The following is a 24811-nucleotide window of genomic DNA, read 5'->3' as shown; positions in this document are numbered from 1 at the left end:
GTCGACTCGTGTCTCCGCGGCGGCGCTATCCGGTCGGCGGCACTATAGGGGCTGGCCCGCCCGGATGACAGGCTCGGCCGGATGGTATGGCGGTGAAAAGGGGTCAACTATCGCTGAGCGAGCGGGGGCGCGATCCTCCGGACCAGCGCCACACGGCCCGTCAGTCGTTGTTCTCGGCCATCACGGTCGTCTGCTGCGCGGACTCGCCGCGGGGCGGGCGCCCGATCACTTCGCGCAACTCGTCGAGTTCGATGAAATTGTCGCACTGCCGACGCAGTTCGTCGGCGATCATCGGCGGGCTCGACCGGATGGTCGAGACGACCGAAACCCGGATTCCCTGACGCTGCAGGGATTCGACGAGCGGCCGGAAGTCGCCGTCGCCGGAGAACAGCACGATGTGATCGACGTGCGGGGCCATCTCCATCGCATCGACCGCGAGATCGATGTCCATGTTGCCCTTGACCTTGCGGCGCCCCATGGAATCGGTGAACTCCTTTGCCGGCTTCGTGACCATCGCGAAGCCGTTGTAGTTCAACCAGTCCACGAGTGGACGGATCGGTGAATATTCCTCGTTCTCGAGAAGCGCTGTGTAGTAGAACGCCCGAAGAAGTTTGCCACGGCGCATGAATTCTGTGCGCAGCAACTTGTAATCGATGTCGAATCCGAGGGACCTGGCCGCCGCGTAGAGATTCGCACCGTCTATGAACAGCGCGAGACGCTCATCGCGATAGAACATGCCCATATGCCTCCTTGAAAGATGATCAGCTTTCAGACCACTGTCCGGAGGTGGGCGCCCCTCCAGCCGAGGTCGTTATATTTCGTCGCACGCGCAGGCGAAAGCCCCGACAATGGCTTTTGCCCAGCAGCTTGCGAGCTTAGTCAACAGATGCCGAAATACACATATCTGATCGCCTTGGGAGCTAACCTATCCTCTCCCGTCGGCGGACCTCGAAAGACCCTGCTTATCGCCTTGGACCTCCTGAACGGGGACCATAGCATGATCACTTCGCGCAGCCAATGGTTCCGCACGCCCGCCTTCCCGGCCGGGTCCGGACCCGATTTCGTGAACGGCGCGGCACGGGCCGAGAGCGATCTCGAAGCCGAGGCGTTCCTCGCGCGATTGCACGCCGTCGAGGCCGAACTCGGCCGCAGGCGTGACCATCGCTGGGGTCCCAGGGCCTGCGACCTCGACCTGATCGCGGCGGGCCAGCGCATCCTGCCCGATCCCGAGACCGCGCGGCAATGGATGGACATCGCACCCGACGCGCGGAGCATGACGCCGGACCGGCTGATCCTGCCGCATCCCCGGATGCGGGAACGCGCCTTCGTCCTGGCGCCGCTCGCCGAGATCGCGCCGGACTGGCGCCATCCGCTGCTCGACCTCTCGGTGCGCGATCTCCTTCGCGCCCTTCCCGAAGCGGAGCGGGCGGCGGTCCAGCCGCTCGGCCACTGAGGGACATCGAGGGGCGGGACATCGGCGGGTGGGACATCGACGGCCTTGCGGCCGGGGCCGCGCCGTGCTCTGCTCCACCATGGCCGCCAAACGTTTGGCCGAGCCCCCTTGTCATTGTGACTGGACGGGGTTAGGTAACGTTTTTCCCGCGCTCAGATCCTTCTTGGAGGCTGCCTTATGGCTCGCGTTACCGTTGAAGATTGCGTCGACAAGGTGCCGAACCGGTTCGAGCTCGTCATGCTCGCCGCGCATCGCGCACGCGCGCTCGCTTCCGGCGTCCCGCTGACCGTCGATCGCGACAATGACAAGAACCCCGTCGTGGCACTTCGCGAGATCGCGGAGGAAACGCTGACCGCCGACCAGCTGCGCGACTCGGCGATCGAGAGCTTCCAGCGCCAGATCGAGGTGGACGAGCCGGAGGAGGACAACATGGCCCTTCTGGCGGGCAACGACGCCCCGGTCGAGGACGACATGTCCGAGGAGCGCCTGCTCCGCGCCCTGATGGAAGCGCAGGGCGAGAACTGAGGAAGACCGGGGGGCCCGACTGCCATGGCGGAGCTCATCCCGGTCAAGCCGGGCCCCGACGGTGTCATTCCCGTCGCAAGCGTGACGGATCTCGTCCGCTCCTACAATCCGAACTCGGATTCCGCGCTGATCGCCGAGGCCTATGAATACGGCCGCGAGATGCACGCGGGCCAGTTCCGCAGCAGCGGCGAGCCCTATTTCAGCCATCCGGTCGCCGTGGCCATGCTGCTCGCCGAACAGCGGCTCGACGATGCGACGATCATCACCGCGCTGCTGCACGACACGATCGAGGACACCGGCTCGACCTACGGCGCGATCTCCAGGCGTTTCGGCGACGAGATCGCCCAGCTCGTGGATGGCGTCACGAAACTGACCAATCTCGAACTCTCTTCGGTCCAGAACGCGCAGGCGGAGAATTTCCGCAAGCTCCTGATGGCGATGTCGCGCGATCCGCGCGTGCTGCTCGTCAAGCTCGCCGACCGCCTGCACAACATGCGGACCATCCGGCATCTGCGGCCGGAGAAGCAGGCGCGCAAGGCCCGCGAGACGATGGAGATCTTCGCGCCGCTCGCAGGTCGGATGGGCATGCAGTGGATGCGCGACGAGCTCGAGGACATCGGCTTCCGCATCCTGAACCCCGAGGCGCGCAAATCCATCATCCGCCGCTTCGTGACGCTCCGGAACGAGAGCGGCGACGTGATCCCGAAGATCACCGAGGATATCCGCGTCGCGCTCGAACATGCCGATGTGGAGGCGGTGGTCTTCGGCCGCGAGAAGAAACCCTTCTCGGTCTGGCGCAAGATGGAGGAGCGCAAGGAAGGCTTCTCGCGGCTCTCCGACATCTACGGTTTCCGCATCATCACCGATTCGGTCTCCGACTGCTACACGGCGCTCGGCGCGGTGCACCAGCGCTGGACGGCGGTGCCGGGGCGGTTCAAGGATTACATCAGCCAGCCGAAGTCGAACGGTTACCGCTCGATCCACACCACGGTCTCGGGCCGCGACGGCAAGCGCGTCGAGGTGCAGATCCGCACGGCGGAGATGCACGCGGTCGCCGAGACCGGCGTCGCCGCGCACTGGTCCTACAAGGACGGCGAGCGGTTCGAGAATCCCTTCGCCGTCGACCCATTCCAGTGGCTTCGCGCGATCACCGAGCGGTTCGAGGGCGCGGAGGAGGATTCGAGCGATTTCCTCGAACATGTGAAGCTCGAGATGTTCACCGACCAGGTGTTCTGCTTCACGCCGAAGGGCGATGTGGTGAACCTGCCGAAAGGTGCGACGCCGATCGACTTCGCCTATGCGATCCACACCCGGATCGGCGATTCCTGCGTCGGCGCGAAGATCGACGGGCAGCGGGTGCCGCTCTGGACCAAGCTCCGCAATGGCCAGCAGATCACCATCATCCGCGCCGAGGGGCAGCGGCCGCAGCCGTCCTGGGAGGACATGGTCGTCACCGGCCGGGCGAAATCGGCGATCCGCCGGTCGATCCGCGGCGAGCAGCGCGCGACCCAGGTGCGGCTCGGCCGCGAGATCGCCCGGGTCTCGCTGGAGCGCGTCGGCAAGAAGGCGACGGACAAGGCGCTCGACGCCGCGGCGCGAAGGCTCGGGCTCGACGAGGCCGACGACGTGCTGGCCCGTCTCGGCGGGGCGGAGATGACCGGCAAGGATCTGGTGGCGACGCTCTATCCCGAGCTGATCCGAGAGGTCGGACTGCCGCGCGCGCCCGATCCGAAGCAATCGGTGGTGATCGGGCTCGGCACCGGCCAGACCGCGCATCCCGCGCCCTGCTGCAACCCGATCCCGGGCGAGCGCATCGTGGGCATCGCGGTGCGCGGCAAGGGCGTCGTGATCCACGCGATCGACTGCGCGAGCCTCGTCGCCTTCGAGGACACGCCCGATCGCTGGATCGACCTGCGCTGGGCCGAGGGCCACGCCCATGCCGACCATGTCGTGCGTGTCGAACTGGTGATCGCGAACGACGCCGGAGTGCTCGGGCGCATCTGCACGCTTCTTGGCGAGCATCGCGCGAACATCACCAATATCGTCTTCGTCGATCGGAAGCCGGATTTCTACCGACTGCTGATAGACGCGGAGGTGCGGGATATGGAACATCTCACCCATATCCTGACGGCGCTCGATGCTGATTCGGATGTGGCGGAGGCGCGCCGTTATCGGGCGCCTTCGACGGAGGAGGCGGCCGCCGGCGGCTGAATATCCCCGGCGGGAGACCCCGGGCCAGGTGGGGAAGTGGCGGCGAGCCAGGCGCGATGGTCTTCAAGCGACGCGACAAGCCTCCGGTCTTCGCCCGGCTGCGCGAGTGGATCTACCCGCGGCGCGGCTATCGCCGGAGTATCGAATATCTCGGCCATCGCGTCAGCCGCCTGCCGGACACGCCGCATCGGATCGCGCTCGGCTTCGCCGCCGGCGTCTTCATCTCCTTCACGCCCTTCTTCGGTTTCCACCTGCTCTTCGGCGCCGGGCTTGCCTGGGTGCTGCGGAGCAATGTGGTGGCGAGCCTGATCGGGACCCTGGTCGGCAATCCGCTCACCTTTCCCTTCATCGCGGCGCTCTCGCTGACGCTCGGCCGCCGCATTCTCGGCCATGGCGTCTCGGGCCGTGACTTCGGGCGTATCGCGGAAGCCTTCGGCCATGCGGGGACCGGGCTCTGGGAGAGCCTGCTCAGCCTCTTCGGTTTCGGCCACGCGCAATGGCACAAGCTGAGCCTCTTCGCCTATGACATGGTCTGGCCCTATCTGGTCGGCGGGCTGCTGCCTGGAATCGTTGCCGGGATCGCGTCCTACTATCTCGTCCGGCCGGTGGTCGCGGCCTATCAGGCGCGGCGCCGGGCGCTGATGCTGAGGCGGGCGAAGAAGCGGCTCGACGCCGCGCCGACCCGGCCGGAAGACCCCGAATGAGCATTGACTGGCGCGTGGCGCCGCGCGCGGTCTAACCTGCGCGCGACGGGCGGAAAGGACCAATCATGACGACGAGGCTCAACGGACGGCTCAGGCTCGGGGTGAACATCGACCACGTGGCAACCGTCAGGAACGCGCGCGGCGGGCCGGTGCCCGATCCGCTGCGCGCCGCCCGTCTGGCGGAGGCGGCGGGCGCTGACGGGATTACCGCCCATCTCCGCGAGGACCGGCGCCATATCACCGATTCCGATATCGACGCGCTGATGGAGTGCCTCACGCTGCCGCTCAACCTTGAGATGGCGGCGACCGAGGAGATGCGCGCGATCGCGCTCCGTCACAAGCCGCACGCGGTCTGCGTCGTGCCGGAGAAGCGGGAGGAGCGCACGACCGAGGGCGGGCTCGACATTCTCCGCGAAGAGGCGCGGCTTCGTGATTTCATCGCCCCGCTGGCCGAGGCGGGCTGCCGGGTCTCGATGTTCATCGCCGCCGACCGGGCGCAGATCGAGGCGGCGCACCGCATCGGCGCGCCGGTGATCGAGATCCACACCGGAGGCTATTGCGACGCCGAGGTGGCGGGCGACGCCCTGGCGCGCGACGCGGAACTGGCGCGCATCGTCGAGATGGCGGCCTTCGCGAAGGAACTGGGGCTGGAGGTGCACGCAGGCCATGGCCTGACCTACGAGAGTGTCGGGCCGGTCGCGGCGATACCGGAGCTGGCGGAGCTCAACATCGGTCATTTCCTGATCGGCGAGGCGATCTTCGTCGGGCTGGAAGCGGCGATCCGGCGCATGCGCGCGGCCATGGACGCGGCGCGGGCGCTGGCGGCCCGGCCGGATTAGATCCGCCGTCGTGCCTCTCCGGTTGGATACCGCCCGCCCTTGCGGCTAGAAAGACCGGCGACAGTCAGCGGGAGCGGCGGATGATCATCGGGATCGGCAACGATCTTTGCAATATCGAGCGGATCGGCCGGACGATCGAGCGCTTCGGCGAGCGCTTTCTCGACCGCGTCTACACGCCGATCGAACGGGGAACCGCCGACAGGCGCGCGAACCGGGTCGAGACCTACGCCAAGCGCTGGGCGGCGAAGGAGGCGTGTTCGAAGGCGCTCGGCACAGGGCTCAGGATGGGGATCGCCTGGCGCGACATGGGCGTGGTCAATCTCGCCAGCGGCCAGCCGACCCTGCGGCTGACCGGCTGGGCGCGGGAGCGCGCGGCCGAGCTGACACCGGCGGGGCATGTTCCGGTGCTGCATCTGACCCTGACCGACGATCATCCCTGGGCCCACGCGGTCGTCATTCTCGAGGCGATCCCGGACCCGGGTCCGCCGCCGAGTGTCGTGGTCTGATGGCGGCGTCAGGCCTCGGCCATCGCGGCTTCGAGGAAGAAGTCGATCATCAGCCCTTGTTCCGCGCGGTACATGTCGGTACCGACGCTGCCCCGGCACCCGCGTGCCCGCGCCTCGGCGACCCAGGGCGAGACGGCGGGCGCGGTGATGACGCAGCCGACGAAGGTCCCGGCGGCCAGCCTGTCGGTCCGGACCGGTGGCGGATCGTCCGGGCGCATGCCCATCGGTGTCGCGTTGACGACGAGTTCGAAGCCGGAGGGATCGTCCGAGCCGACGCGGGCCCTTTCGCCGTAATGCGCGCGCATCCGCGCGACGAGCCTGTCGCGCCGCGCGGCGTCCACGTCATGGATCGCGAGTTCACTCGCCCCTGATTCGAGCAGGGTCTGGGCGATCGCCATTCCCGCGCCCCCGGCTCCGACCAGAAGCGTCTTCCGGCCCATCGGGTCGCCGCCCTGGGAGCGGATGCCGCCGAGCATCCCGAGACCATCGATATTGTCGCCGTGCCAGGAGCCGTCCGGGTTCCGGCGGAGGACGTTGACCGAGCCGACGATCCGCGCCCGTTCCGACATGGTCGCGCAATGCGAAAGCGCGGCGAACTTGTGCGGGATGGTCACGATCAGCCCGTCGACGTTGCGTGTCCGCCCGACGGTCCGGATGAAGTCGTCCACATCCGCGGGCGGCACATGGATCGGGATCACCGCCGCGTTGCGTCCGGCCGCGACGAAGGCCGCCGTCATTCCCGCCGGCGATTTCACCTGGGCGATCGGGTCGCCGATGATTGGGTAGATGCGCGTGGCGCCGTCGATCGCGAAGGGTTCACTCATGGGGTTCCGATCTCTCCTCTATGCGAATGCCTCGGCCGGCGCCTGGATGCGCCAGCGGTCGTCTCACCGTCTCGCATAAAATATAATAATATTCAAGTTTAGAATTATCTTCCAATTTTATCCGAATCGTGTCAGGTTGCGCTTATCGAAGGCGGGGCCGGTAGCGGCGAAGGCGCCCCGGTCAAGCGCCGGGACCGGCGCGGCACCGGGGGCGTGGCGCCGGAAGGGAAGGCCGCCGGGAATGGAAGGCAACGGACATGGACGGCGATGAGTAGCGCGCTGGAAAAATCCCTCACCCTGATCGAACTGCTGGCGGCGCATCCGGCCGGCTTGTCGATCGGCGAGATGGCCCGGCGGACCGATCAGCCGGCGAGCGGGATCCACCGCGCCCTTCAGGAACTGGCGCGGCTCGGCTACGCGCGGCAGTTGCGCGCGCATGGAGACTATGTGCTGTCGATGAAGCTGCCGGCGATGGGGCTCGGGCTGCTCGCGCGGAGCGGGATCACCGATGTCGCCCAGCCGATCCTCGATCAGCTCGCCGGGGAGACGGCGGAGCTCATCCGGCTGTCGGTGATCGACGCCGGCGATCTCGTCTGGGTCGCGGTCGCGCAGGGTGCGACCTCCGGCCTGCGCTACGATCCCGGTCAGGAACAGGGCGTCGTCGTGCATCTCGCGAGCAGCGCGGGTGGTATCGCCTGGCTGTCGACCATGGATGAGGAGGAGATGCTGTCGCGGGTCTCGCGGCAGGGCCTGCGGCGGGACGGCGGCGAGCCGGTCGCGGGCGCGCCGGTCTCGCTCGCAGAGCTGCGCGAGCGGGTCGAGGCGGCGCGGCGCGACGGCCATTCGGTCGCGGTCGACAGCTACATTCCGGGCATGGGCGCGATGGCCGTGCCGGTCCGCTACCGCGGCGGCGAGCCGGTGCTCGGCTGTCTCTCGATCGCCGGACCGGCGGTCCGGATGACGCCGGCCCGCATGGCCGCGCTTGGCCCCGCGCTCGCCGCCGCCGCGCGCGATCTCGGCGCCGTGGCGGATGGCTCGCAGTATTTTCGAAACATCGTCCGGGAGCACGAAGCGGCGCCCGGAAACGCCGGACTGGCCGGGGAAACGACGGGGAAATGACGGGCAAATGACTGGCCGCGAACAACAATCGGAAGCGCCGATCCGCTGCGACGTTCTCGTCGTTGGTTCCGGCGCGGCGGGGCTCGCCGCGGCGGTGACCGCGGCGCATTTCGGCCTCAAGGTCGTCGTCGCCGAGAAGGAGCCGCTCTTCGGCGGAACCACGGCGATCTCGGGCGGGTGGCTCTGGATTCCGCGCAACCCTCTCGCCGTCGCCGCCGGGATCGACGAGGCGGCCGAGACGCCGCTCGCCTATCTGCGGAGCGAGATCGGCGCGGGGGCCGAGGATGCGCGGATGCGCGCCTTCCTCGCGACGGGCCCCGAGATGGTTTCCTTCTTCGCGGAGCATTCCGCAGTGCGCTGGATCGACGGCAACCGGATTCCCGATTTTCACGAGGGACCGGGCGCGGCCGATGGCGGCCGCTCGGTCTCGGTCGAGCCCTTCGACGCCCGCGCGCTCGGCGAGTGGTTCGATCACCTCCGCCCGCCGCTGCCCGAGGCGACGGTCTGGGGCATGGCGATCCAGAGCGGCGCGGAAATGGGGCATTTCTTCAACGCGACCCGCCGGCCGGCCTCCGCGCTCGTCGTCGCGCGGCGCTTCGGGCGGTTCGCCTGGGACCGGATGCGTCACGGGCGCGACATGCGCCTCGTGAACGGCAACGCGCTCGCCGCGCGGCTCCTGCGCTCCGCGCTCGACAAGGGCGTGACGCTGCTGCGCGAAGCGCCGGTTACCGCGCTCGTCGAGGATCAGGGGCGCGTCACCGGCGCGATCCTGAGGTCGGAAGGGCGGGCGCTGTCGGTGGAGGCCGCGCGCGGCGTCGTGCTGGCGGCGGGAGGTTTCCCGCATGACCGGGCCCGGCTCGCCCGGCTGGTGCCGCACGCGGGGCCCGAAGGACGCGGCCATCACTCGGCGGCGCCGAAGGGGAATACCGGAGATGGCCTCACCCTGGGCGAATCGGCGGGGGCGTGGGTGCGGGACGATCTGGCCTCGGCCGCCGCGCTGGCGCCGGTCTCCTTCGCGCCGCGCCGCGACGGGCCGGGCAACTTCCCGCATCTCGTCGAGCGCGCCAAGCCCGGCATCATCGCGGTCACGCCCGATGGGCGCCGCTTCGTCAACGAGGCGGACAGTTACCACGATTTCGTCTCCGCGCTCCTCAAGGCCACGCCGCCGGGGTCCGAGCCCCACTGCTGGCTGATCGCCGACGCCGCCGCGCGCCGGCGCTGGGGGCTCGGCGCGGTGAAACCCTTCCCGTTTCCGACCGGCGGCGCGATCCGCGCGGGCTACCTGCGGACCGGGCGCACGCTGGGCGACCTCGCGGCGGCCTGCGGCATCGACGCGGGCGCGCTCGGCGCGACGGTCGAGCGGTTCAACGCGGCGGCGGAGCGGGGCGAGGACCCGGAGTTCCACCGCGGCCGTTCGCGCTACAACCGGATTCAGGGCGACGCGGGGCAGAGCCCCAACCCCTCCCTCGCTCCGCTCAGAACCGGGCCCTTCTACGCGGTGCGCATCGTGCCGGGCAGCCTCGGCACCTTCGCCGGCCTCGCGACCGACGCCGCCGCGCGTGTGCTGGATCGCGACGGCGCGCCGATCCCGGGCCTCTTCGCCGCCGGCAACGACATGAGCTCGATCATGAACGGACACTACCCCTCCGGAGGGATCACCCTCGGGCCGGGGATGACTTTCGGCTACATCGCCGGGTGCGTGCTCGCCGGGCAGATCATCCACACGAATTGAGGAAAAGGCGAAATGAGCTACTACGAATTCACGACACTCGACACGGTGATCTTCGGCGGCGGCAAGGCGGCGCCCGCGATCGAGGCCTGGGTGAAGGCCGGCGAGGGTGTGCTCCGCGGCGCCTGGGGCACGGAAATCGGGACGCTGAACCGCGTCTACCTGCTCAGGGAGTTCGATGACTTCGCCAGCATGATGGCCGAACGCGATCGCGCGCTCCGGAGCGGTGATCCCTTCGGCTGCGCCGATCTGCTGACCGGGATCGCGATGGACAGCTATCGCGGCGCGGACTTCCGGCCCGGATGCCTCGAAGGCGCGCTCGGGCCGGTCTACGAGATCCGCACCTACCGGCCGCGGATCGGGGCGCTGACCGCGCTCGACACCGCCTGGGAACAGGCGATGCCCGAACGCGAGACCTATTCGAAACTGGCGGTCGTCATGCGCTCCCTGGACGGGCCGCACCGCTGGACCCAGATCTGGCCCTATGCGAGCCTTGAGGAACGCGCGGCCGCCCGCGGCCGTTCAGTCAAGGACGGCAAATGGCCGCCGAAGGGCGGACCGGACCTGCTCCTGCCGGAGATGCGGTCCGACATCGCCCTGCCCATGCCCTTCTCGCCGCTCAGGCAATCCTCGCCATGCATCCGCTGTCGCTCGCCTTCCTGACGGTCGCCGACGTCGGGCCCGTCGAGGCCGTCCATGCCGCCGCCGAGGCCGGCTATCAGAAGATCGGTTTCCGCGTGCTTCCCGCCGGCGGGGAGGCGGACTACCCGCTGCTGACCGATGCGGCCCTGCTCCGCGATGTCCGCCGCGCGCTCGCCGAGACCGGGCTCGGGGTCGCCGATATCGAGATCGTCCGCCTCGGCGCCGAGAACGACTGGGATCTCTTCGACCGGTTCTGTGACCGGAGCGCCGAGCTTGGTGGCAAGCATGTGCTGGTCGCGGGCGACGACCGGGATCGCGGCCGGCTCGTCCAGTCCTTCGCGCGATTCGCCGCGATGTGCGACGCGCGGGGGCTGACGGCGGATCTGGAATTCATGCCCTGGACCGCGGTCCGCGACCTCACCGAGGCGCGCGAGATCCTCGATGCCTCCGGCAGCGCGACGGCGGGCGTGCTCGTCGACGCGCTCCACCTCGATCGCGCTGGCGTGAGGCTTGAAGAACTCGCCTCCCTCGCGCCCGCGCGCATGCACTACGTGCAGTTCTGCGATGGAGCGAAACCCTATGATCCCTCGGACGAGGGGCTGATCCGGATCGCCCGCAGCGAGCGGCTCTTTCCCGGCATGGGCGGCATCGATCTCGTCGGCCTGGCGCGGCGGATTCCGCCCGATGTAACGATCAGCGTCGAGATCCCGAACCTCGCCTGGGCGAGGCGGATCGATCCCCGCGGCCGGGCCGCGATGGCACGCGAGGCGGTGCTCGCCGTCCTGCGCGCCGCGACGGCGGAGGACGCGGCATGAGCGGAGAGGTCACCGAAGGCTTCGACACCGAGGTCGATCTGCTCGTGATCGGGGCGGGGGCGGGCGGCATGACCGCGGCGCTGACCGGCGCGATCGCAGGCCTCGACGTGCTGCTCTGCGAGAAGACCGGCATGGCCGGCGGCACGACGGCGACCTCCGGCGGCACCGCCTGGATTCCGGGCAGTGATCTCAGCCGGAAGGCGGGCGTGCCCGACCGGGTCGAGGACGCGGCCGCCTTCCTCCGCCATGTCGTCGGAAACCGGGGCGGGGATGAGTTGCGCGAAGCCTTTCTCGCATCCGCTCCGGAGGCGATCGCCGAGCTTGAAGCCAAGTCCGAGGTGCGGTTCGTCGCGGCGCAGGCCCATCCCGACTATCTCGATGGGCCGGGCTCCGCCTATGGCGGCCGGGCACTGGCCCCGGTCGAGTTCGACGGCACCCGCCTCGGAGCCGATTTCGCCCGCGTCAGGCCGCCCAGGGACGTTTTCATGGGGCTGGGCGGCATGATGGTCGGCCGGGCGGAACTCGGCGCGCTGCTCGATCCGCTGGCGAGCCGCGGCAATTTCCGGACCGCGATGAACCTTCTTTTCGGCCACTTCCGTGCGCGGCTGCGGCACCGGCGGGGAACGCGCCTGCTGATGGGCAACGCGCTGGTCGGCCGGCTGCTCCTGAGCTTGCGGCGAAGGCACGTGCCGATCTGGTTCGACAGCCCGATCGCCGAGATCATTCGCGATGGGGCAGCGGTGGTGGGCGCCGTGATCACAACCCCCGAGGGCCCGCGCAGGGTCCGGGCGCGGCGCGGCGTCGTGCTCGCGACGGGTGGCATCGGCTGGAGCGAATCGCTGCGCGAGAAGCTCTTCCCGGCCGAGGTCGGCGCGCTGTCCCAGTCGCCCGAGGCCAATACCGGCGACGGCATCACCCTCGCCTCGGAAGGTCTCGGCGCCGCGCTCGACGATGGCGGCGACAGCCCGGCGCTCTGGATGCCCTGCTCTCTCGTGCCGAAACGCGGAGCCGCGCCGTCGATCTGGCCGCATATCCTGCTCGACCGGGCGAAACCGGGCCTGATCGCGGTCGGCGCGGACGGGCGGCGATTCGTGAACGAGGCCGACAGCTACCATGATTTCTGCGCCGGAATGATCCGCGCGGGACTTCGGGAAGCCTGGCTCATCGCCGACGCCCGTTTCATCCGCCGCTATGGGCTTGGCCTGGTGCTGCCGGGCGGGCGCGGGCTCCGGCGGCTCCTGCGCGCGGGCTACCTGCGCCGGGCCGACACCCCGGAAGCTCTGGCACGCGCGATCGGGGTCGATCCCCTCGGTCTCGCCGGGTCGATCGCGGCGAACAACCGCTTCGCCGAGACCGGGCTCGATGAGGCGTTCGGGCGTGGCGCCTCAGTGATGAACCGGTTCAACGGCGATGAGACGGCGGGATCGCCGAACCCGTGCCTCGGCCCGATCGCGACCGCGCCCTTCTACGCGCTGCGGGTGGTTCCGATCGACCTCGCCGGCGCGGGCGGCCTGCGGGTCGATGTGAATGGCGGGGTCCTCGACACGGCCGGCCAGAAGATTCCGGGGCTCTACGCCTGCGGCAATGACGCGAGCTCGATCTTCCGCGGCACCTATCCGGGGCCGGGAACGACGATCGGTCCCGCGATGGTCTTCGGCTGGCGCGCGGCCAGGCATGCGGCCCGTGAGGAGGCGGCCGAGCCCGCGGGCGAACGCGCGGCGGTGGGGTAGGAACCTGCTGATCGGGTCAACTGGTCGGGGCGACTGGATTCGAACCAGCGACCTACGGTACCCAAAACCGTCGCGCTACCAGGCTGCGCCACGCCCCGACGGGGCTGCTCTAGCCCGGAGCGCCGCGTGAGAAAAGCGGAATCGGTGAGCGCCCGCGCCGTTTCCTAGCCGCAGGGCCAGGCGGCGACGGTCTGTTCGACGGCGGGATGACGCAATTCGGCGCCGGGATCGATGCCGAGCGTCTTCGCCATCCCGGCGTTCAACTCCAGCACGAAGCGGATGTCGTCGCCGCCGGGTATCGGCGTTCGGTCCAGCGGCTTGGCATTCTCATGGATGCGCCGCAGCTGGCCGGAGGCGTCGAAGAACAGCATGTCGAGCGGGATCAGCGTGTTCTCCATCCAGAAGGCGACGGGCTGGGCGTATTCGTAGACGAACAGCATCCCGGAGTAGCGCGGCAGCGATTCGCGATGCATCAGCCCGATTTCCCGACTCTCCGGGGTGTCGACGACCTCGACCGAGACCCGCGCCGAACCGTCCGCGTCGCGGATATCGACCCGGGCGGGATCGCAGGCGCTCTGGGCGCGGGCGGCGCCGGCCGGAAGCAGGGCGCCGAGCGAACCGGCGAGAAGCGATCCAGCGAGCAACAGCCCGAATTGGCGGCACCCGCGCACCCGGTCGCCGGAAGCCCGACCATCGGACGCCCGGTCATTGCGCGCCGGGCCATCGGGTTGACCGCCGGGCGCCGGACGGTCAGACATCGGTGTCGCCGGCCTGACGCTGACGGGCCACGTAGTCCCAGCTTCGGACCTCATAGACCATCGGTCCCCGGGGACCGGAGGTGATCCGCACCGCGAGCACGTCGCCGGCGAGAACCTCGCCATAGCCATACTGCCGCAATGTCTCCATATGCAGGAAGACATCCTCGGTCCGGCCATAGACGTTCACGAAGCCGAATCCCTTGACGCGGTCGAACCACTTGACCCGCGCAGGCTGCAACGGGCCGCCCGAGGCGCCCTGCGCCGGCAGCGCCGCCGCCGGATCATGCGTGGGCGCGGAGCCGGGCAGGATATCCAGAACCTCCAGCGCCTGACGCCCGCGGTCCGTAACCTGGACGCGAAGCACGATCTCGGCGCCCTCGGCCACCGAAGTGAAGCCGAAGACCCTCAGAACGTTGCCGTGAAGCAGGATATCGCCTTCGCCGTCCTCCGCGACCACGAAGCCATAGCCCTTCGTGGTATCGAACCATTTGACGTGACCGCGTACTACCATCTCACAGTACTCTAACTGTTCGACACTGGTGATCCCAGACCTCCCGCCGAACGCTACACTAATATTGCTCTCCACCACGCGAATCCGGGGCTACCTTGCGACAATCCTTGCACCGGACCGTCATATCCCGAATACGGGGAGGCGCAACGGAAAACTGGAGAGTTCAGCCCGCCTCAAGGACTCATTTCAACCGGAGCGTGTGGGCATCGAGGCGTCCGGTCGCATCTCGCGTGAACGCTCAAACATGCTGTCCCCCGTTGATCTCGATCTCCACGCCGGAAACATAACTGCTTTCGGCCGAGCACAAAAAGAAAATCGTGTCCGCCACCTCGTTTGTTTGCCCAAGACGGCGCAGCGGTATCGCCGTCACGAGTTCCTCGGTTCCCGGCGACAGGATCTCGGTCTCTATCTCTCCCGGAGCGATTGCATTTACGCGAATTCCGAGTGGACCCAGATCATGTGCCATCTCCCGGGTCAAGGCCGCGAGCGCCGCCTTGGAGGTCGCATAGGCGGCGCCGGCGAAGGGATGGACCCGACCGCCGGCGATCGAGGTCACGTTCACGATGGCGCCGCGCGCCGCCTTGAGTTCCTCGACCAGCCCGCGGGCCAGCACCACGGAGGCGAAGAAGTTGACGTGAAACACATGGCCCCATGTCCGCAGGTCGGTGGTGAGCGTATCGAGCCGGCCGCCGCCCGCCGCCTTCGGCGAGATGCCGGCGTTGTTCACGAGCGCCTCCAGCCGGCCACCCTTCAGGCGCCGCCGGATCTCGGCCACCGCCTCGATCGTGTTGTTCGGATCGGCGAGATCGACCTGGATGTGATCCTCCGGCCCGGCGGGCCAGGGGCAATTCTCGGGAAACGGATGGCGGGAGCAGGTGATCACACGCCACCCGGCGGCCGAGAACCGTTTCACGGTCGCATGGCCGATGCCGCGGCTCGCGCCGGTCAGAAGCAGGGTCTTGCGGTCCGGCATCGCGCGCTCCGCGGTTGGATCGTCCTCCAAGAGCTAGAGGTCGAACAGCCGGGGATCAAGGGAGCCCGCGCGGGAACCGGGATGCGAACCCGAGAGCGAGCCAGGGCGCGAACGGGGGCGAGAACCCCCTCAGTTAATCCGCGTCATGAGCCCGATCGAGGCGCAGGCGAGAAACAGCCCCGCCACTTCGCGGGCGGTCAGCTTCTCTTCGAAGACGACGACGCCGAGCCCCGCGAGGAACAGGATGCTCAGCATCGCATAGTAGACGCCGATCGACGCCAGCGGGAGGTGCCGCATCGCATAGACCCAGCCGATCGCGCTCAGGCCGTAGATCAGCGCGCCGCCGATGAAATGGACACTGCCGAGGATGCTCTCCCGCCCAGAGGCGATCTTGAGCCAGTAATCGGCGAGCGTGGTTGCCATAACCACCACGGTCATGAACAGAAGCGCATGCATGCGGAACCTCCCACCGCGACGACGCGGTGTCCTTCGGTGCGGGAGAGTGCGACTTGTTCCGTCGCACTCCCATCTGGATTATGGTGGTCGCCAACCAGGCGGCGGCGTCAAGGAAAATCGATCTGCGAAATAAAACTAAACTTCAGCTAACAATCCCATTATGCCAGAACAGCCCGATATAGACCATATCCTTCGTGAGATATACGCAACGCTTTCGCCGCGGTTCGGCGAGGGAAAGGTTGCCGATTACATTCCTCAACTCGCACGGGTGGATACTAGGCAATTCGGCATGGCGGTGCTGACGCTCGACGGCGCGACGCATCTCGTCGGCGATGCCGAGACCGCCTTCTCGATCCAGAGCATCTCCAAGGTGCTGATGCTCACACTCGCGCTCGGCAAGCACGGCGAGTCGATCTGGAACCGGGTCGGGCGCGAGCCCTCCGGTTCCGCCTTCAACTCGATCGTGCAGCTCGAAGCCGAACATGGCATCCCGCGCAACCCGTTCATCAACGCCGGCGCGATCGTCATGACCGACCTGCTGCTCGCCGGCCATACGCCGCGGGAGGCGATCGGCGAGATGATCCGCTTCGTGCGTTCCCTCGCCGATGACGAGGGCATCGTGATCGATCAGGCGGTCGCGAAATCCGAACAGGCGACGGGCGACCGCAACCGCGCGCTCGCCTATTTCATGCATGCCTATGGCGCGATCCGGCATCCGGTCGATCACGTGCTGGGCGTCTACTTCCATCACTGCGCCGTCGCGATGACCTGCCGCCAGCTCGCGAGGACCGGCCTCTTCCTCGCGAACGACGGGCGCGATCCGGTGGGCGGCGGCTCGGTCGTCAGCCGGTCGCGGGCGCGGCGGATCAATGCGATGATGCTGACCTGCGGACATTACGACCAGTCCGGCGATTTCGCCTATCGCGTCGGCCTGCCGGGCAAGAGCGGGGTCGGAGGCGGGATTCTCGCGATCGCGCCCGGCCACGCGGCGATCGCCGTCTGGTCTCCCGGCCTGAACGCCCAGGGCAATTCGCTGCTCGGCTCGGTCGCGCTCGAGATGCTGGCGCAGCGCACCGGCTGGTCGGTCTTCGGCTGACGTGAGCGGACATGACGCGGCGGAATGTGACTTGCCGGGGGTTGGCATTTCCGCGCGGCACGCCAGATCATCCCGGCGAACAGGACTTCCGAAGGATAATCCGATGACGGATGCGAAACTCTTCACGCCCCTCAAGGCCGGCGCGCTGTCGCTGCGCAACCGGGTCGTCATGGCGCCGCTGACGCGCAACCGGGCGCGTCCCAGGGACGATGCGCCGATCGATCTGCATGTGGACTATTATCGCCAGCGTGCTTCCGCCGGCCTCATCATCTCCGAGGGGACGCAGATCAGTCCGATGGGCAAGGGCTATGCCTGGACGCCGGGGATCCATTCTCCGGCGCAGATCGACGGCTGGCGCGCGGTGACGGACGCGGTCCATGCCGAGGGTGGAACGATCGTGGCGCAGATCTGGCATGTCGGCCGCGTATCGCACAGTTCCCTGCTGCCCGATGGCGCGCAGCCGGTCGGGCCTTCCGCGCTCACCGCCGCGACCCGGACCTTCGATGGCGAGAAGTTCATGCCGACCTCCGAGCCGAGGGCGATCGACATCGGCGGGATCGGACGGGTGCTCGCGAATTACCACCACGCGGCGATGAACGCGCGCTCGGCGGGGTTCGATGGTGTCGAGATTCACGCTGCGAACGGCTATCTGATCGAGCAGTTCATGCGCGCCTCGTCGAACACCCGGACGGACGCCTATGGCGGCTCGGTCGAGAATCGCACGCGCTTCCTCGAGGAAGTGGTCGCGACCGTGAGCGAGGCGATCGGCGCCGACCGGGTCGGGGTGCGGCTGAGCCCGTTCTCGCATGCGAACGGCGTCGAAATCGATGGGGCCGAGGAGCTCTATTCCCGCGCCATCGAGCGGATCAGCGCCTACGGTCTCGCCTATCTTCATCTGGTGGAGGGGGAGACAGGCGGCGAGCGGTCACTGCCCGATCCGGAGGCCATCGCGCGGCTCCGGGCGCTCTTCAAGGGCGTCTATATCGCCAACAACGGCTATGATCGCGAGATGGCGATCGACGCGGTCGAAAGCGGCGCGGCCGACGCGGTCGCCTTCGGCAAGCTCTTCATCTCGAATCCGGATCTCGTGGAACGGCTGCGCCGGGACGCGCCGCTCAATGCGCCGGACCGGGACACCTTCTATGGCGGCGGGGCGAAGGGCTATACCGACTACCCGTTCCTGACCGAGCCGACGCCGGCCTGACGGATCTGCCAGCGCGGCCGATCCCGCGCTTCAGGGTTGCAGGCGTGTCACTTCCCAGGGCGCGCCTGGGCCCGGGCGGGTCCAGCGGAAACGGTCGTGCAGACGGTGCGCGCCGTCCGCCCAGAACTCGATCTCGACGGGGGTGATCCGGTAGCCGCCCCAGAACGGCGGCCGTTCGGGGTCGATTCCCTTCAGCGCGGCGATCTTCGCGACCTCCGCGACCAGCGCCGCCCGCGACGACAGGGGGGCGCTCTGCTTCGACGCCCAGGCACCGAGCCGGCTCTGCAAACCGCGGGAGCGGTAATAGGCGTCGGCCTTCGGGCCATCTTCCCTGGTCACGGTCCCGCGCGCCCGGATCTGCCGGCGCAGTGATTTCCAGTGCATGACGAAGGCCGCCTTGCCGCCGGTCAGTTCGCTGGCCTTCCGGCTTTCGTAATTGGTGTAGAAGACGAAACCGTCGTCCTCGATCTCCTTCAGGAGAACCATGCGGGCGTTGGGCATCCCGTCGGCGTCGACGGTCGCGAGCGCGATCGCGTTGTGATCGTTCGGTTCGACCGCCTCGGCCTCGGCGAGCCAGGCGCGGGCGAGGACGAAGGGGTCCCCGCCCGCGAATATGCCACCGCGTTCGCCGGCCATCTCCGGTCAGGAGCTCCGCATCTGGGCGATCAGCCGGTCGAGATCGCCGCCCTGCGCGTCGAGCATCGCCCCGACCTCGGCCCGTTCGTTCGCGAGCGCCGACACGCCCTCGATGACCAGATTGACCACCTTCGGGCTGCCGGAGCGGTCCGAGATCTGCCAGCCGACGCGGATGTCCTCCTGGCCCGGCCGCTTCACCGTCGAGTTGACAAGAACGCCGGCCCGACCGGCATCCTGCGCGCCATCGACCTGGATCGTCGCGTTCTTGTACTCCGAGAATGTCTTCCCGTAGCGCTTGGCGAAATAGTTCGTGAAGGCGGGCACGAAGGCCTGCTTCTGCGCCGGGCTCGCGCCGCGCCAGGTCGGGCCGACCACGCTCGCCGAAACGGCGTTCATGTCGCCGTAGCGCATGAGCAGCTGTTGGAAAGCCGAAATGATCTGGTTCGCGGACTGGCCGGAATTGACCAGCCGGCTCAACTCGTTCGAAAGCGTCACGACCAGCTGCTGCGCGGCCGAGGTGGATTGCGCGAAGGCCGGGCCATGGAGCGCGAAGGCGAGGCCCAGGCCCGCCGCGCCCCGCATCAGGGCCCGCCGGCTGAGGGCCGCGTCATTCATAGTCATAGACATCCTCCAACATGTTCACGTCCGCTTCGCCGCCCGACAGCCGCGCCCACTTGTTCTGCAGATAGCTCAACCGCTGCGCGGAATAGCTGTCGGCGGAGTTGTGCATCATCTCCACAACAGGATCCAGTTCGTAGCGGTCGTTGACGATATCAAGGCCGCTCACGACCAAGAGACCATCGACCACCGGCCCGCTCAGCACGTAGTAGGTCGGGTCCGCGAACTGGTCGAGCACCCAGGCCGTCCAGTCCCGCTGCGTCCCGGGCGGCAGGAACGGAATTTCGACATAGCCACCGTCCGGGACGCCCCATTTGTAGAAGGTCTCGTCGAAGCCGGTCTCGCGGTAGGGGAGCCCCATGTCCTTGGCGATATCGAGCAGCCCGCCGAGGCCGAGCAGGGTGTTGACGGCGAATCGCGTCGTTGTCTCGGCGACCCGCATCCCTTCTCCCTGCAGCCCGTACTGGATGACGTCGCCGGGAAGGCTCCAGTTGTCGCGGAGGTTGCGGAACCCGTTCCGCGCGACCTGCGGCATCGTCTCGCCGTAGCCGCGCGCCACGGGACCGTAGACGGCCTCGTCGATCGCGACATTGGTGCGGTGAACGGGGCGGTTGTAGCTTTCGAACGGATCGTAGCTCAGATCGTTGGGGTCACCCGACGGCGGCGTGGCACAGGCTCCCAGAAGCAGCAACGCCCCAAGGGGCAGCGTCGCGCGCGCGAGACGTATCATGTTCGGATCAATCCCTCGGTTCGTCGGTTTGCGATCTAGCGGCCATGCAACTAGGGCGCGGTCATCCCGTGTCACCCCGTTCGGGGGCTTAGTATGCATGTTTTCGCGCACCGCAAGGGCGGATGCTCGCCGTGGCGAGCCTATCAGACGGAGAGTGACCCGGAAAGCGCGTTTCATCGCGCGCCGTTCTTGGCTAGCCTCCGCCCATCACCGGCGGGCCGGCGGACCGGCCCCGGAAAACAGGAGCGCTCAGAATGTCCTCGTCCATCGATGCCCGACTCGCCGAACTCGGTATCACGCTGCCCGATGCCCCGGCGCCGGCCGCGAACTACGTCCCCTATACCCGCGCGGGCGATCTCATCTACATTTCCGGCCAGGTCAGCCGGGACGGGAACGGCTTCATTCTCGGCAAGCTCGGCGCCGATATCGGCCCGGACGAAGGCTACCGCGCCGCGCGTGCCTGCGCGCTGGCGCTCATCGCCCAACTCCGCGCCGCCTGCGACGGCGATCTCGACCGGGTGGTCGAAGTGATCAAGCTCAACGGCTACGTCAACGCGGCGCCCGATTTCACCGATCACCCGAAGGTGATGAACGGCGCCTCCGACCTGCTCGCCGAGGTCTTCGGCGATCGAGGCCGCCACGCCCGCGCCGCCGTCGGCGTCGCCTCGCTGCCTTCGGGCGTCGCGGTCGAAGTCGAGGGGATCTTCCAGGTCTCCTGAACCATGAGCCGGTCCGGTCCCTTGGATGCCGTTTCGTGGCCGGCCGTTCGCCTGCCCGCCACCTTCCTCGGCGTGCCGATCGCGCATCGCGGATTGCACGACCGCGCGCGCGGCGTGATCGAGAACAGCCGGGCCGCCGCGCGGGCGGCGGTCGCGGGCGGGTTCGGCATCGAATGCGACATCCAGGCCTCCGCCGATGGCGAGGCCCTGGTGTTTCACGATGACGTGCTCGAACGCCTGACGGGCCGGGCCGGCGCGGTCCGGGAACGGGCCGCCGCCGATCTCGCCACGATCCCGCTCGCAGGCGCCGCGGACGGCGAGACGATTCCGACGCTCGCCGAGTTCCTCGACCTCGTGGCCGGCCGCGTCCCGCTCCTGATCGAGGTGAAGGACCAGAGCCATGCGCTCGGACCCGGGGTCGGCCCGCTGGAACGGCGCATCGCCGCGTTGCTTGAAGGCTACGAGGGGCCGGTGGCGCTCATGTCCTTCAACCCGCATTCGGTCGCCGCGCTCGCCGAGGCGGCGCCGGAGGTGCCGCGCGGGCTGACTTCCTGCGCCTTCGACGCGGCGGAGTGGCACATCGACGCCGCGCGGCGCGCGCATCTCGCGGCGCTCGCCGATTTCGATCCGCTCGGCTGCGGCTTCGTCTCGCATGACAGATCCGACCTCGCGAACCCGGCCGTCGTGGCGCTCAAGGATCGCGGTGTGCCGATCCTGACCTGGACCATCCGCTCGGCCGCGGCCGAGGCGGTGGCGCGTCGCATCGCGGACAACGTCACCTTCGAGGGATACCTGCCGGCGGCGGGTTGACCTCTGCGCACCCGCGCCCATCTGATGGTCGGGCGGGGAGGCGCGATGGACGACCGCGGTGCGATAGAGATCACGGTACTGACATCCCTCGCGGAAATCTCCGCCGAGGACTGGGACCGCTGCGCCGCGCCGGAAGCGGGGCGGCCGCTCGACCCGTTCACCACCCATCGCTTCCTCAAGGCGCTCGAGGAGTCGCGCTCCGTCGGCCCCGGCACCGGCTGGACCCCCTGCCATCTCGCCGCCCGGATGGAGGGCGAGGTGCTCGCCGTCATGCCGCTCTACGCCAAGGGCCACAGCCAGGGCGAGTATATCTTCGACCACAACTGGGCCCATGCCTATGAGAACGCGGGCGGGCGCTATTACCCGAAGCTGCAATCGGCTGTGCCCTTTACGCCCGCGAGCGGCCGGCGCTTTCTGACCCGGCCCGGGTTCGAGGTCGAGGGCCGCGCCGCCCTGACCGAAGGCGCGCTCAGGCTCGCCAAGGCGAACCGCTGCTCCTCGCTCCACGTCACCTTCTGCGCGGCGGAGGAGGCGGAATGGGGCGAAGCCATCGGGCTGATGCCGCGGGTGAGCCAGCAGTTCCACTGGCTGAACCATGGCTATCCCGATTTCGACGCCTTCCTCGCCGAGCTTTCCTCGCGCAAGCGGAAGGCGATCCGGAAGGAGCGCGAGCGGGCGCGCGCCTTCGGCGGCGAGATCGTCGCGCTGACCGGTGATGCGATCGAACCCGAGCACTGGGACGCCTTCTGGCGCTTCTACCAGGACACCGGCGCGCGGAAATGGGGCTCGCCCTACCTCACCCGCGACTTCTTCGCCCGCGCGCAGGAGACATTGCGCGACGACATCCTGCTCGTTCTCGCGCGGCGGGAGGGGCGCTGGGTGGCGGGCGCGCTCAACTTCATCGGGCGCGAGACGCTCTACGGGCGCTATTGGGGCTGTGTCGAGGATCACCCGTTCCTGCATTTCGAACTCTGCTACTACCAAGCCATCGAGGCCGCGATCGCGCGCGGCCTCGCCCGGGTCGAGGCCGGCGCGCAGGGCGAGCACAAGCTCGCTCGGGGCTACCTGCCGACGCAGACGCATTCGCTGCACTGGATCGCCGATCCCGGCCTCGCGCGGGCGGTGAAACAGTATCTCGACGCCGAGGCCCACGCGGTCGATCAGGAGATCGAGATCCTGACCCATTACGGCCCGTTCCGCCGCGGCGGGGAGCAGCCCGAACAGGATTGATCCCCGCCGGCGTTGGTCAGGCGTCCACGATGGGCGCGAAGCCGCCGTAGATCAGCCGCTTGCCGTCGAAGGGCATCTCCGTCGAGCCGTCCTCCTCCGACATGAACTTCGCCCAGGCGGCGTCGCGCACCTCCTTCGAGGGCCATTCGACCCAGGAGAACACGATCCCCTCGTCGCCGCTGGCCTTCACCGCGCCGGTGAAGTCGGTGACCTTGCCGGCGGGGGTCTCATCGGCCCAGTTCTCGACGATCCGGGTCGCGCCCAGCTCCTTGAACTTCGCGGCCATGTCGGTGGCGAAGGCGAGGTAGTCATCCTTGCGCGACTTCGGCACCGGAGCGAGGAAGCCGTCGACATAGCCGGTCCCGCCCGGGCTCTTCTCGTCGAGCACGTTCTCGAACCCGGCGAAGATCATCCGCATGCCGTCGAAGGGCATCTCGCCCATCTTCCCGATGCGCTCCTGAACCTCCGGGTCGTTCTCCATCCGGTCCTGCGCGCTGTCCCGCGCCTCCTTGGTGGGATATTCCATCCAGGAGAACACCACGACCTCGTCCGGCTCGGCCTTCACCGCGCCCTTGAAATCAGTGGTCGTGCCGTCCGGCACGTCGTCGCCCCAGGCCTCGACCACGCGGGTCGCGCCGAGATCCTTGAACAGCGACACGGCATCGGACGCGTGCGCGCGGTAACGTTCCTTGTTCGCGGCCGGGACGGCGACGAGGAATCCTTCGGTATAGGCCATGATCTTCTCCTTTGTTCGCGACGGACGGTTCAATGCGCCGCCGAGGCTTCGGTTTTCCTGAAATCGCCCATCTGCCCGGCCAGCGCCCGGCCAAAGGCCGGCCGCGCTTCGCAGCGCGCCTGATAGGCGGCGAGCACCGGGCGCTCCGAGACGAGATCGGTATCGCGCAGATTGCGCAATACGGTCGTCATCATGAGATCGCCCGCTGTGAAGCGGTCCTCGAGATAGTCGCTCTCGCCGATCCAGTCGGCGACCCGATCGAGCCGCTGGCCGAGTTCCGCGACCAGCCCCGGTCGCCGAAGCCGCGCCCATTCCTCGCCTTGATGGAAGATATCGACGGCGCCGAGTTCCGACACCAGAGGTTCGACGCTGTTGAGCGCGGCGAAGACCCAGGAGGTCGTCCGTGCCCGGCCCTGGGGGTTGCGCGGCATCAGCGCCTCGCTCCGCTCGGCAATATGGAGCACGATCGCGCCGCTCTCGAACATCGCGACCTCGCCATCGCGATAGGCCGGCACCTGGCCGAAGGGCTGTTCGCGGAAATAGGCGGCGGGCCGTTCGCTTCGGGCGCTGAGCAGCCGCGCCTCATAGGGCAGACCGGCCTCCTCCAGCGCCCAGCGGACGCGAAGGTCGCGGACCAGCCCGGCGGCGAAGGGCGGGACCCAGTCGAAGGCGGTGACTTCGTGACGGTCGGTCATGCGAATCTCCTTCTCATTAGGTTGATATCAACGTACTTGACGATTCCCGTTGATGTCAACATATTCATCCATGAGCAATGTTCCGCCCAACCCGATGGTTCCGTACGCGACGACGCTACACGTGCGCGACCACTGCCTGTGCCTCGCGGCGCAGCGGGCGGCGCGGACGCTCGCGCGGCGGTTCGATGTCGTGCTGCGGCCGCTCGGGCTCACGAGCGGGCAGTTCTCACTGTTGATGTCGCTCAACCGGCCGAAGCCGCCCCGGCTCGGCGCGGTGGCGGAAACGCTGGCGATGGACCGCACGACCTTGACTGCCAACCTCAAACCGCTGGAACGTCGCGGCCTGATCGAGACCATGCCCGACGAGACCGACCGGCGCGGGCGTCTCATCGGTCTGACGGAGCCGGGGCGCGCGCTGCTCGCCGCCGCGCTGCCGATCTGGATCGAGACGCACGGCGCGATCGACGGTGAACTTGGCGATCTCGCCGGTCCGCTCCGCGCGGGTCTCGGCGCGCTCGGCTGATCGGGTGACAGATGGGGCG

General features: G+C 68.4%; 28 protein-coding genes and 1 tRNA gene. 17 read left to right on the top strand and 12 right to left on the bottom strand.

Annotated features, from left to right (window positions below; all coding sequences use genetic code 11):
- Window positions 1–160 precede the first annotated feature (160 nt).
- Window positions 161–736, bottom strand: a complete 576-nt coding sequence (locus ACLJK8_RS07115) for an NYN domain-containing protein (protein ID WP_413149408.1) — start codon at window positions 734–736, stop codon at window positions 161–163.
- A 150-nt stretch (window positions 737–886) separates the two neighbouring features.
- On the opposite strand from ACLJK8_RS07115, the gene folK reads away from it, so the two are divergent.
- The 6 genes from folK (at window position 887) to acpS (ending at window position 6238) form a co-directional block, all read left to right on the top strand.
- On the top strand, window positions 887–1453 hold the full coding sequence (gene folK / locus ACLJK8_RS07110) for a 2-amino-4-hydroxy-6-hydroxymethyldihydropteridine diphosphokinase (protein ID WP_413149407.1): 567 nt from the start codon (window positions 887–889) through the stop codon (window positions 1451–1453).
- A 177-nt stretch (window positions 1454–1630) separates the two neighbouring features.
- On the top strand, window positions 1631–1978 hold the full coding sequence (rpoZ, locus tag ACLJK8_RS07105) for a DNA-directed RNA polymerase subunit omega (RefSeq protein WP_413149406.1): 348 nt from the start codon (window positions 1631–1633) through the stop codon (window positions 1976–1978).
- 24 nt (window positions 1979–2002) lie between these two features.
- Window positions 2003–4189, top strand: coding sequence for a RelA/SpoT family protein (locus ACLJK8_RS07100; protein WP_413149405.1), 2187 nt, complete (start codon window positions 2003–2005; stop codon window positions 4187–4189).
- 56 nt (window positions 4190–4245) lie between these two features.
- On the top strand, window positions 4246–4893 hold the full coding sequence (locus tag ACLJK8_RS07095; protein ID WP_413149404.1) for a DUF2062 domain-containing protein: 648 nt from the start codon (window positions 4246–4248) through the stop codon (window positions 4891–4893).
- Between the two features lie 65 nt (window positions 4894–4958).
- A complete protein-coding gene (locus ACLJK8_RS07090) occupies window positions 4959–5732 on the top strand; it encodes a pyridoxine 5'-phosphate synthase (RefSeq protein WP_413149403.1) in 774 nt (257 codons plus the stop codon).
- Window positions 5733–5812: 80 nt separating this feature from the next.
- On the top strand, window positions 5813–6238 hold the full coding sequence (gene acpS, locus ACLJK8_RS07085; protein ID WP_413149402.1) for a holo-ACP synthase: 426 nt from the start codon (window positions 5813–5815) through the stop codon (window positions 6236–6238).
- A gap of 8 nt (window positions 6239–6246) precedes the next feature.
- Here the strand turns inward: acpS and ACLJK8_RS07080 are convergent, their stop codons facing one another.
- Window positions 6247–7062: a shikimate dehydrogenase family protein gene (locus ACLJK8_RS07080; RefSeq protein WP_413149401.1), complete on the bottom strand. Its 816-nt coding sequence runs from the start codon at window positions 7060–7062 to the stop codon at window positions 6247–6249.
- Between the two features lie 267 nt (window positions 7063–7329).
- Between ACLJK8_RS07080 and ACLJK8_RS07075 the strand changes: the two genes are divergently transcribed.
- The 5 genes from ACLJK8_RS07075 to ACLJK8_RS07055 are packed head-to-tail and all read left to right on the top strand — an operon-like array spanning window position 7330 to window position 13097.
- Window positions 7330–8181: an IclR family transcriptional regulator gene (locus ACLJK8_RS07075; protein ID WP_413149400.1), complete on the top strand. Its 852-nt coding sequence runs from the start codon at window positions 7330–7332 to the stop codon at window positions 8179–8181.
- Window positions 8182–8188: 7 nt separating this feature from the next.
- Window positions 8189–9913: an FAD-dependent oxidoreductase gene (locus ACLJK8_RS07070; RefSeq protein WP_413149399.1), complete on the top strand. Its 1725-nt coding sequence runs from the start codon at window positions 8189–8191 to the stop codon at window positions 9911–9913.
- A 12-nt stretch (window positions 9914–9925) separates the two neighbouring features.
- Window positions 9926–10573: an NIPSNAP family protein gene (locus ACLJK8_RS07065; protein WP_413149398.1), complete on the top strand. Its 648-nt coding sequence runs from the start codon at window positions 9926–9928 to the stop codon at window positions 10571–10573.
- Window positions 10546–11367, top strand: a complete 822-nt coding sequence (locus tag ACLJK8_RS07060) for a sugar phosphate isomerase/epimerase family protein (protein WP_413149397.1) — start codon at window positions 10546–10548, stop codon at window positions 11365–11367. The genes ACLJK8_RS07065 and ACLJK8_RS07060 overlap by 28 nt, the downstream gene beginning before the upstream one ends.
- The gene (locus tag ACLJK8_RS07055; RefSeq protein ID WP_413149396.1) at window positions 11364–13097 is read left to right on the top strand and encodes an FAD-dependent oxidoreductase; all 1734 of its coding nucleotides are present in this window, start codon (window positions 11364–11366) and stop codon (window positions 13095–13097) included. Before ACLJK8_RS07060 ends, ACLJK8_RS07055 begins: the two co-directional genes overlap by 4 nt.
- Before the next feature lie 21 nt (window positions 13098–13118).
- On the opposite strand, the gene ACLJK8_RS07050 is transcribed toward ACLJK8_RS07055, so the two are convergent.
- From ACLJK8_RS07050 to ACLJK8_RS07030, 5 genes are all read right to left on the bottom strand, one after another.
- Window positions 13119–13195, bottom strand: a tRNA-Pro gene (locus ACLJK8_RS07050).
- Between the two features lie 66 nt (window positions 13196–13261).
- Window positions 13262–13855 (bottom strand): DUF192 domain-containing protein, encoded by a 594-nt coding sequence (locus ACLJK8_RS07045; RefSeq protein WP_413149395.1) that lies wholly within the window; start codon window positions 13853–13855, stop codon window positions 13262–13264.
- Window positions 13848–14366, bottom strand: a complete 519-nt coding sequence (locus ACLJK8_RS07040; RefSeq protein ID WP_413149394.1) for a cold-shock protein — start codon at window positions 14364–14366, stop codon at window positions 13848–13850. Before ACLJK8_RS07040 ends, ACLJK8_RS07045 begins: the two co-directional genes overlap by 8 nt.
- A 238-nt stretch (window positions 14367–14604) precedes the next feature.
- Window positions 14605–15339, bottom strand: a complete 735-nt coding sequence (locus ACLJK8_RS07035; protein WP_413149393.1) for an SDR family NAD(P)-dependent oxidoreductase — start codon at window positions 15337–15339, stop codon at window positions 14605–14607.
- Window positions 15340–15468: 129 nt separating this feature from the next.
- On the bottom strand, window positions 15469–15795 hold the full coding sequence (locus tag ACLJK8_RS07030; protein ID WP_413149392.1) for a hypothetical protein: 327 nt from the start codon (window positions 15793–15795) through the stop codon (window positions 15469–15471).
- A 160-nt stretch (window positions 15796–15955) separates the two neighbouring features.
- Here ACLJK8_RS07030 and ACLJK8_RS07025 point away from each other — a divergent pair, with 160 nt between their 5' ends.
- Complete coding sequence (locus tag ACLJK8_RS07025) at window positions 15956–16891, top strand: glutaminase (protein WP_413149391.1); 936 nt, start codon at window positions 15956–15958, stop codon at window positions 16889–16891.
- A 103-nt stretch (window positions 16892–16994) separates the two neighbouring features.
- Window positions 16995–18095, top strand: coding sequence for an alkene reductase (locus ACLJK8_RS07020; RefSeq protein ID WP_413149390.1), 1101 nt, complete (start codon window positions 16995–16997; stop codon window positions 18093–18095).
- Between the two features lie 30 nt (window positions 18096–18125).
- Here the strand turns inward: ACLJK8_RS07020 and pdxH are convergent, their stop codons facing one another.
- The 3 genes from pdxH to ACLJK8_RS07005 are packed head-to-tail and all read right to left on the bottom strand — an operon-like array spanning window position 18126 to window position 20079.
- Entirely contained in the window at window positions 18126–18731 is a 606-nt protein-coding gene (pdxH, locus tag ACLJK8_RS07015; protein WP_413149389.1) for a pyridoxamine 5'-phosphate oxidase, read from the bottom strand.
- 6 nt (window positions 18732–18737) lie between these two features.
- Window positions 18738–19352, bottom strand: a complete 615-nt coding sequence (locus ACLJK8_RS07010; RefSeq protein ID WP_413149388.1) for a phospholipid-binding protein MlaC — start codon at window positions 19350–19352, stop codon at window positions 18738–18740.
- Window positions 19339–20079 (bottom strand): VacJ family lipoprotein, encoded by a 741-nt coding sequence (locus ACLJK8_RS07005; RefSeq protein ID WP_413149387.1) that lies wholly within the window; start codon window positions 20077–20079, stop codon window positions 19339–19341. Before ACLJK8_RS07005 ends, ACLJK8_RS07010 begins: the two co-directional genes overlap by 14 nt.
- A 254-nt stretch (window positions 20080–20333) precedes the next feature.
- Between ACLJK8_RS07005 and ACLJK8_RS07000 the strand changes: the two genes are divergently transcribed.
- From ACLJK8_RS07000 to ACLJK8_RS06990, 3 genes are read left to right on the top strand one after another with little or no spacing between them, the layout of a single operon-like run.
- The gene (locus tag ACLJK8_RS07000) at window positions 20334–20798 is read left to right on the top strand and encodes a RidA family protein (RefSeq protein WP_413149386.1); all 465 of its coding nucleotides are present in this window, start codon (window positions 20334–20336) and stop codon (window positions 20796–20798) included.
- A 21-nt stretch (window positions 20799–20819) separates the two neighbouring features.
- Entirely contained in the window at window positions 20820–21608 is a 789-nt protein-coding gene (locus tag ACLJK8_RS06995) for a glycerophosphodiester phosphodiesterase family protein (RefSeq protein ID WP_413149385.1), read from the top strand.
- A gap of 45 nt (window positions 21609–21653) precedes the next feature.
- Window positions 21654–22838, top strand: coding sequence for a GNAT family N-acetyltransferase (locus ACLJK8_RS06990; protein ID WP_413149384.1), 1185 nt, complete (start codon window positions 21654–21656; stop codon window positions 22836–22838).
- A gap of 16 nt (window positions 22839–22854) precedes the next feature.
- Here ACLJK8_RS06990 and ACLJK8_RS06985 read toward each other — a convergent pair whose 3' ends face one another.
- Entirely contained in the window at window positions 22855–23574 is a 720-nt protein-coding gene (locus ACLJK8_RS06985) for a DUF1428 domain-containing protein (RefSeq protein ID WP_413149383.1), read from the bottom strand.
- A gap of 29 nt (window positions 23575–23603) precedes the next feature.
- Complete coding sequence (locus tag ACLJK8_RS06980) at window positions 23604–24269, bottom strand: glutathione S-transferase family protein (protein WP_413149382.1); 666 nt, start codon at window positions 24267–24269, stop codon at window positions 23604–23606.
- A gap of 70 nt (window positions 24270–24339) precedes the next feature.
- Here ACLJK8_RS06980 and ACLJK8_RS06975 point away from each other — a divergent pair, with 70 nt between their 5' ends.
- On the top strand, window positions 24340–24792 hold the full coding sequence (locus ACLJK8_RS06975) for a MarR family winged helix-turn-helix transcriptional regulator (protein WP_413149381.1): 453 nt from the start codon (window positions 24340–24342) through the stop codon (window positions 24790–24792).
- The last annotated feature ends 19 nt before the right edge of the window (window positions 24793–24811 follow it).

This window comes from Amaricoccus sp. W119 (genome assembly GCF_047275745.1).
In the GTDB taxonomy this organism is placed as follows: Bacteria; Pseudomonadota; Alphaproteobacteria; order Rhodobacterales; family Rhodobacteraceae; genus Amaricoccus.
This window is presented reverse-complemented; position numbering and strand designations above follow the sequence as displayed.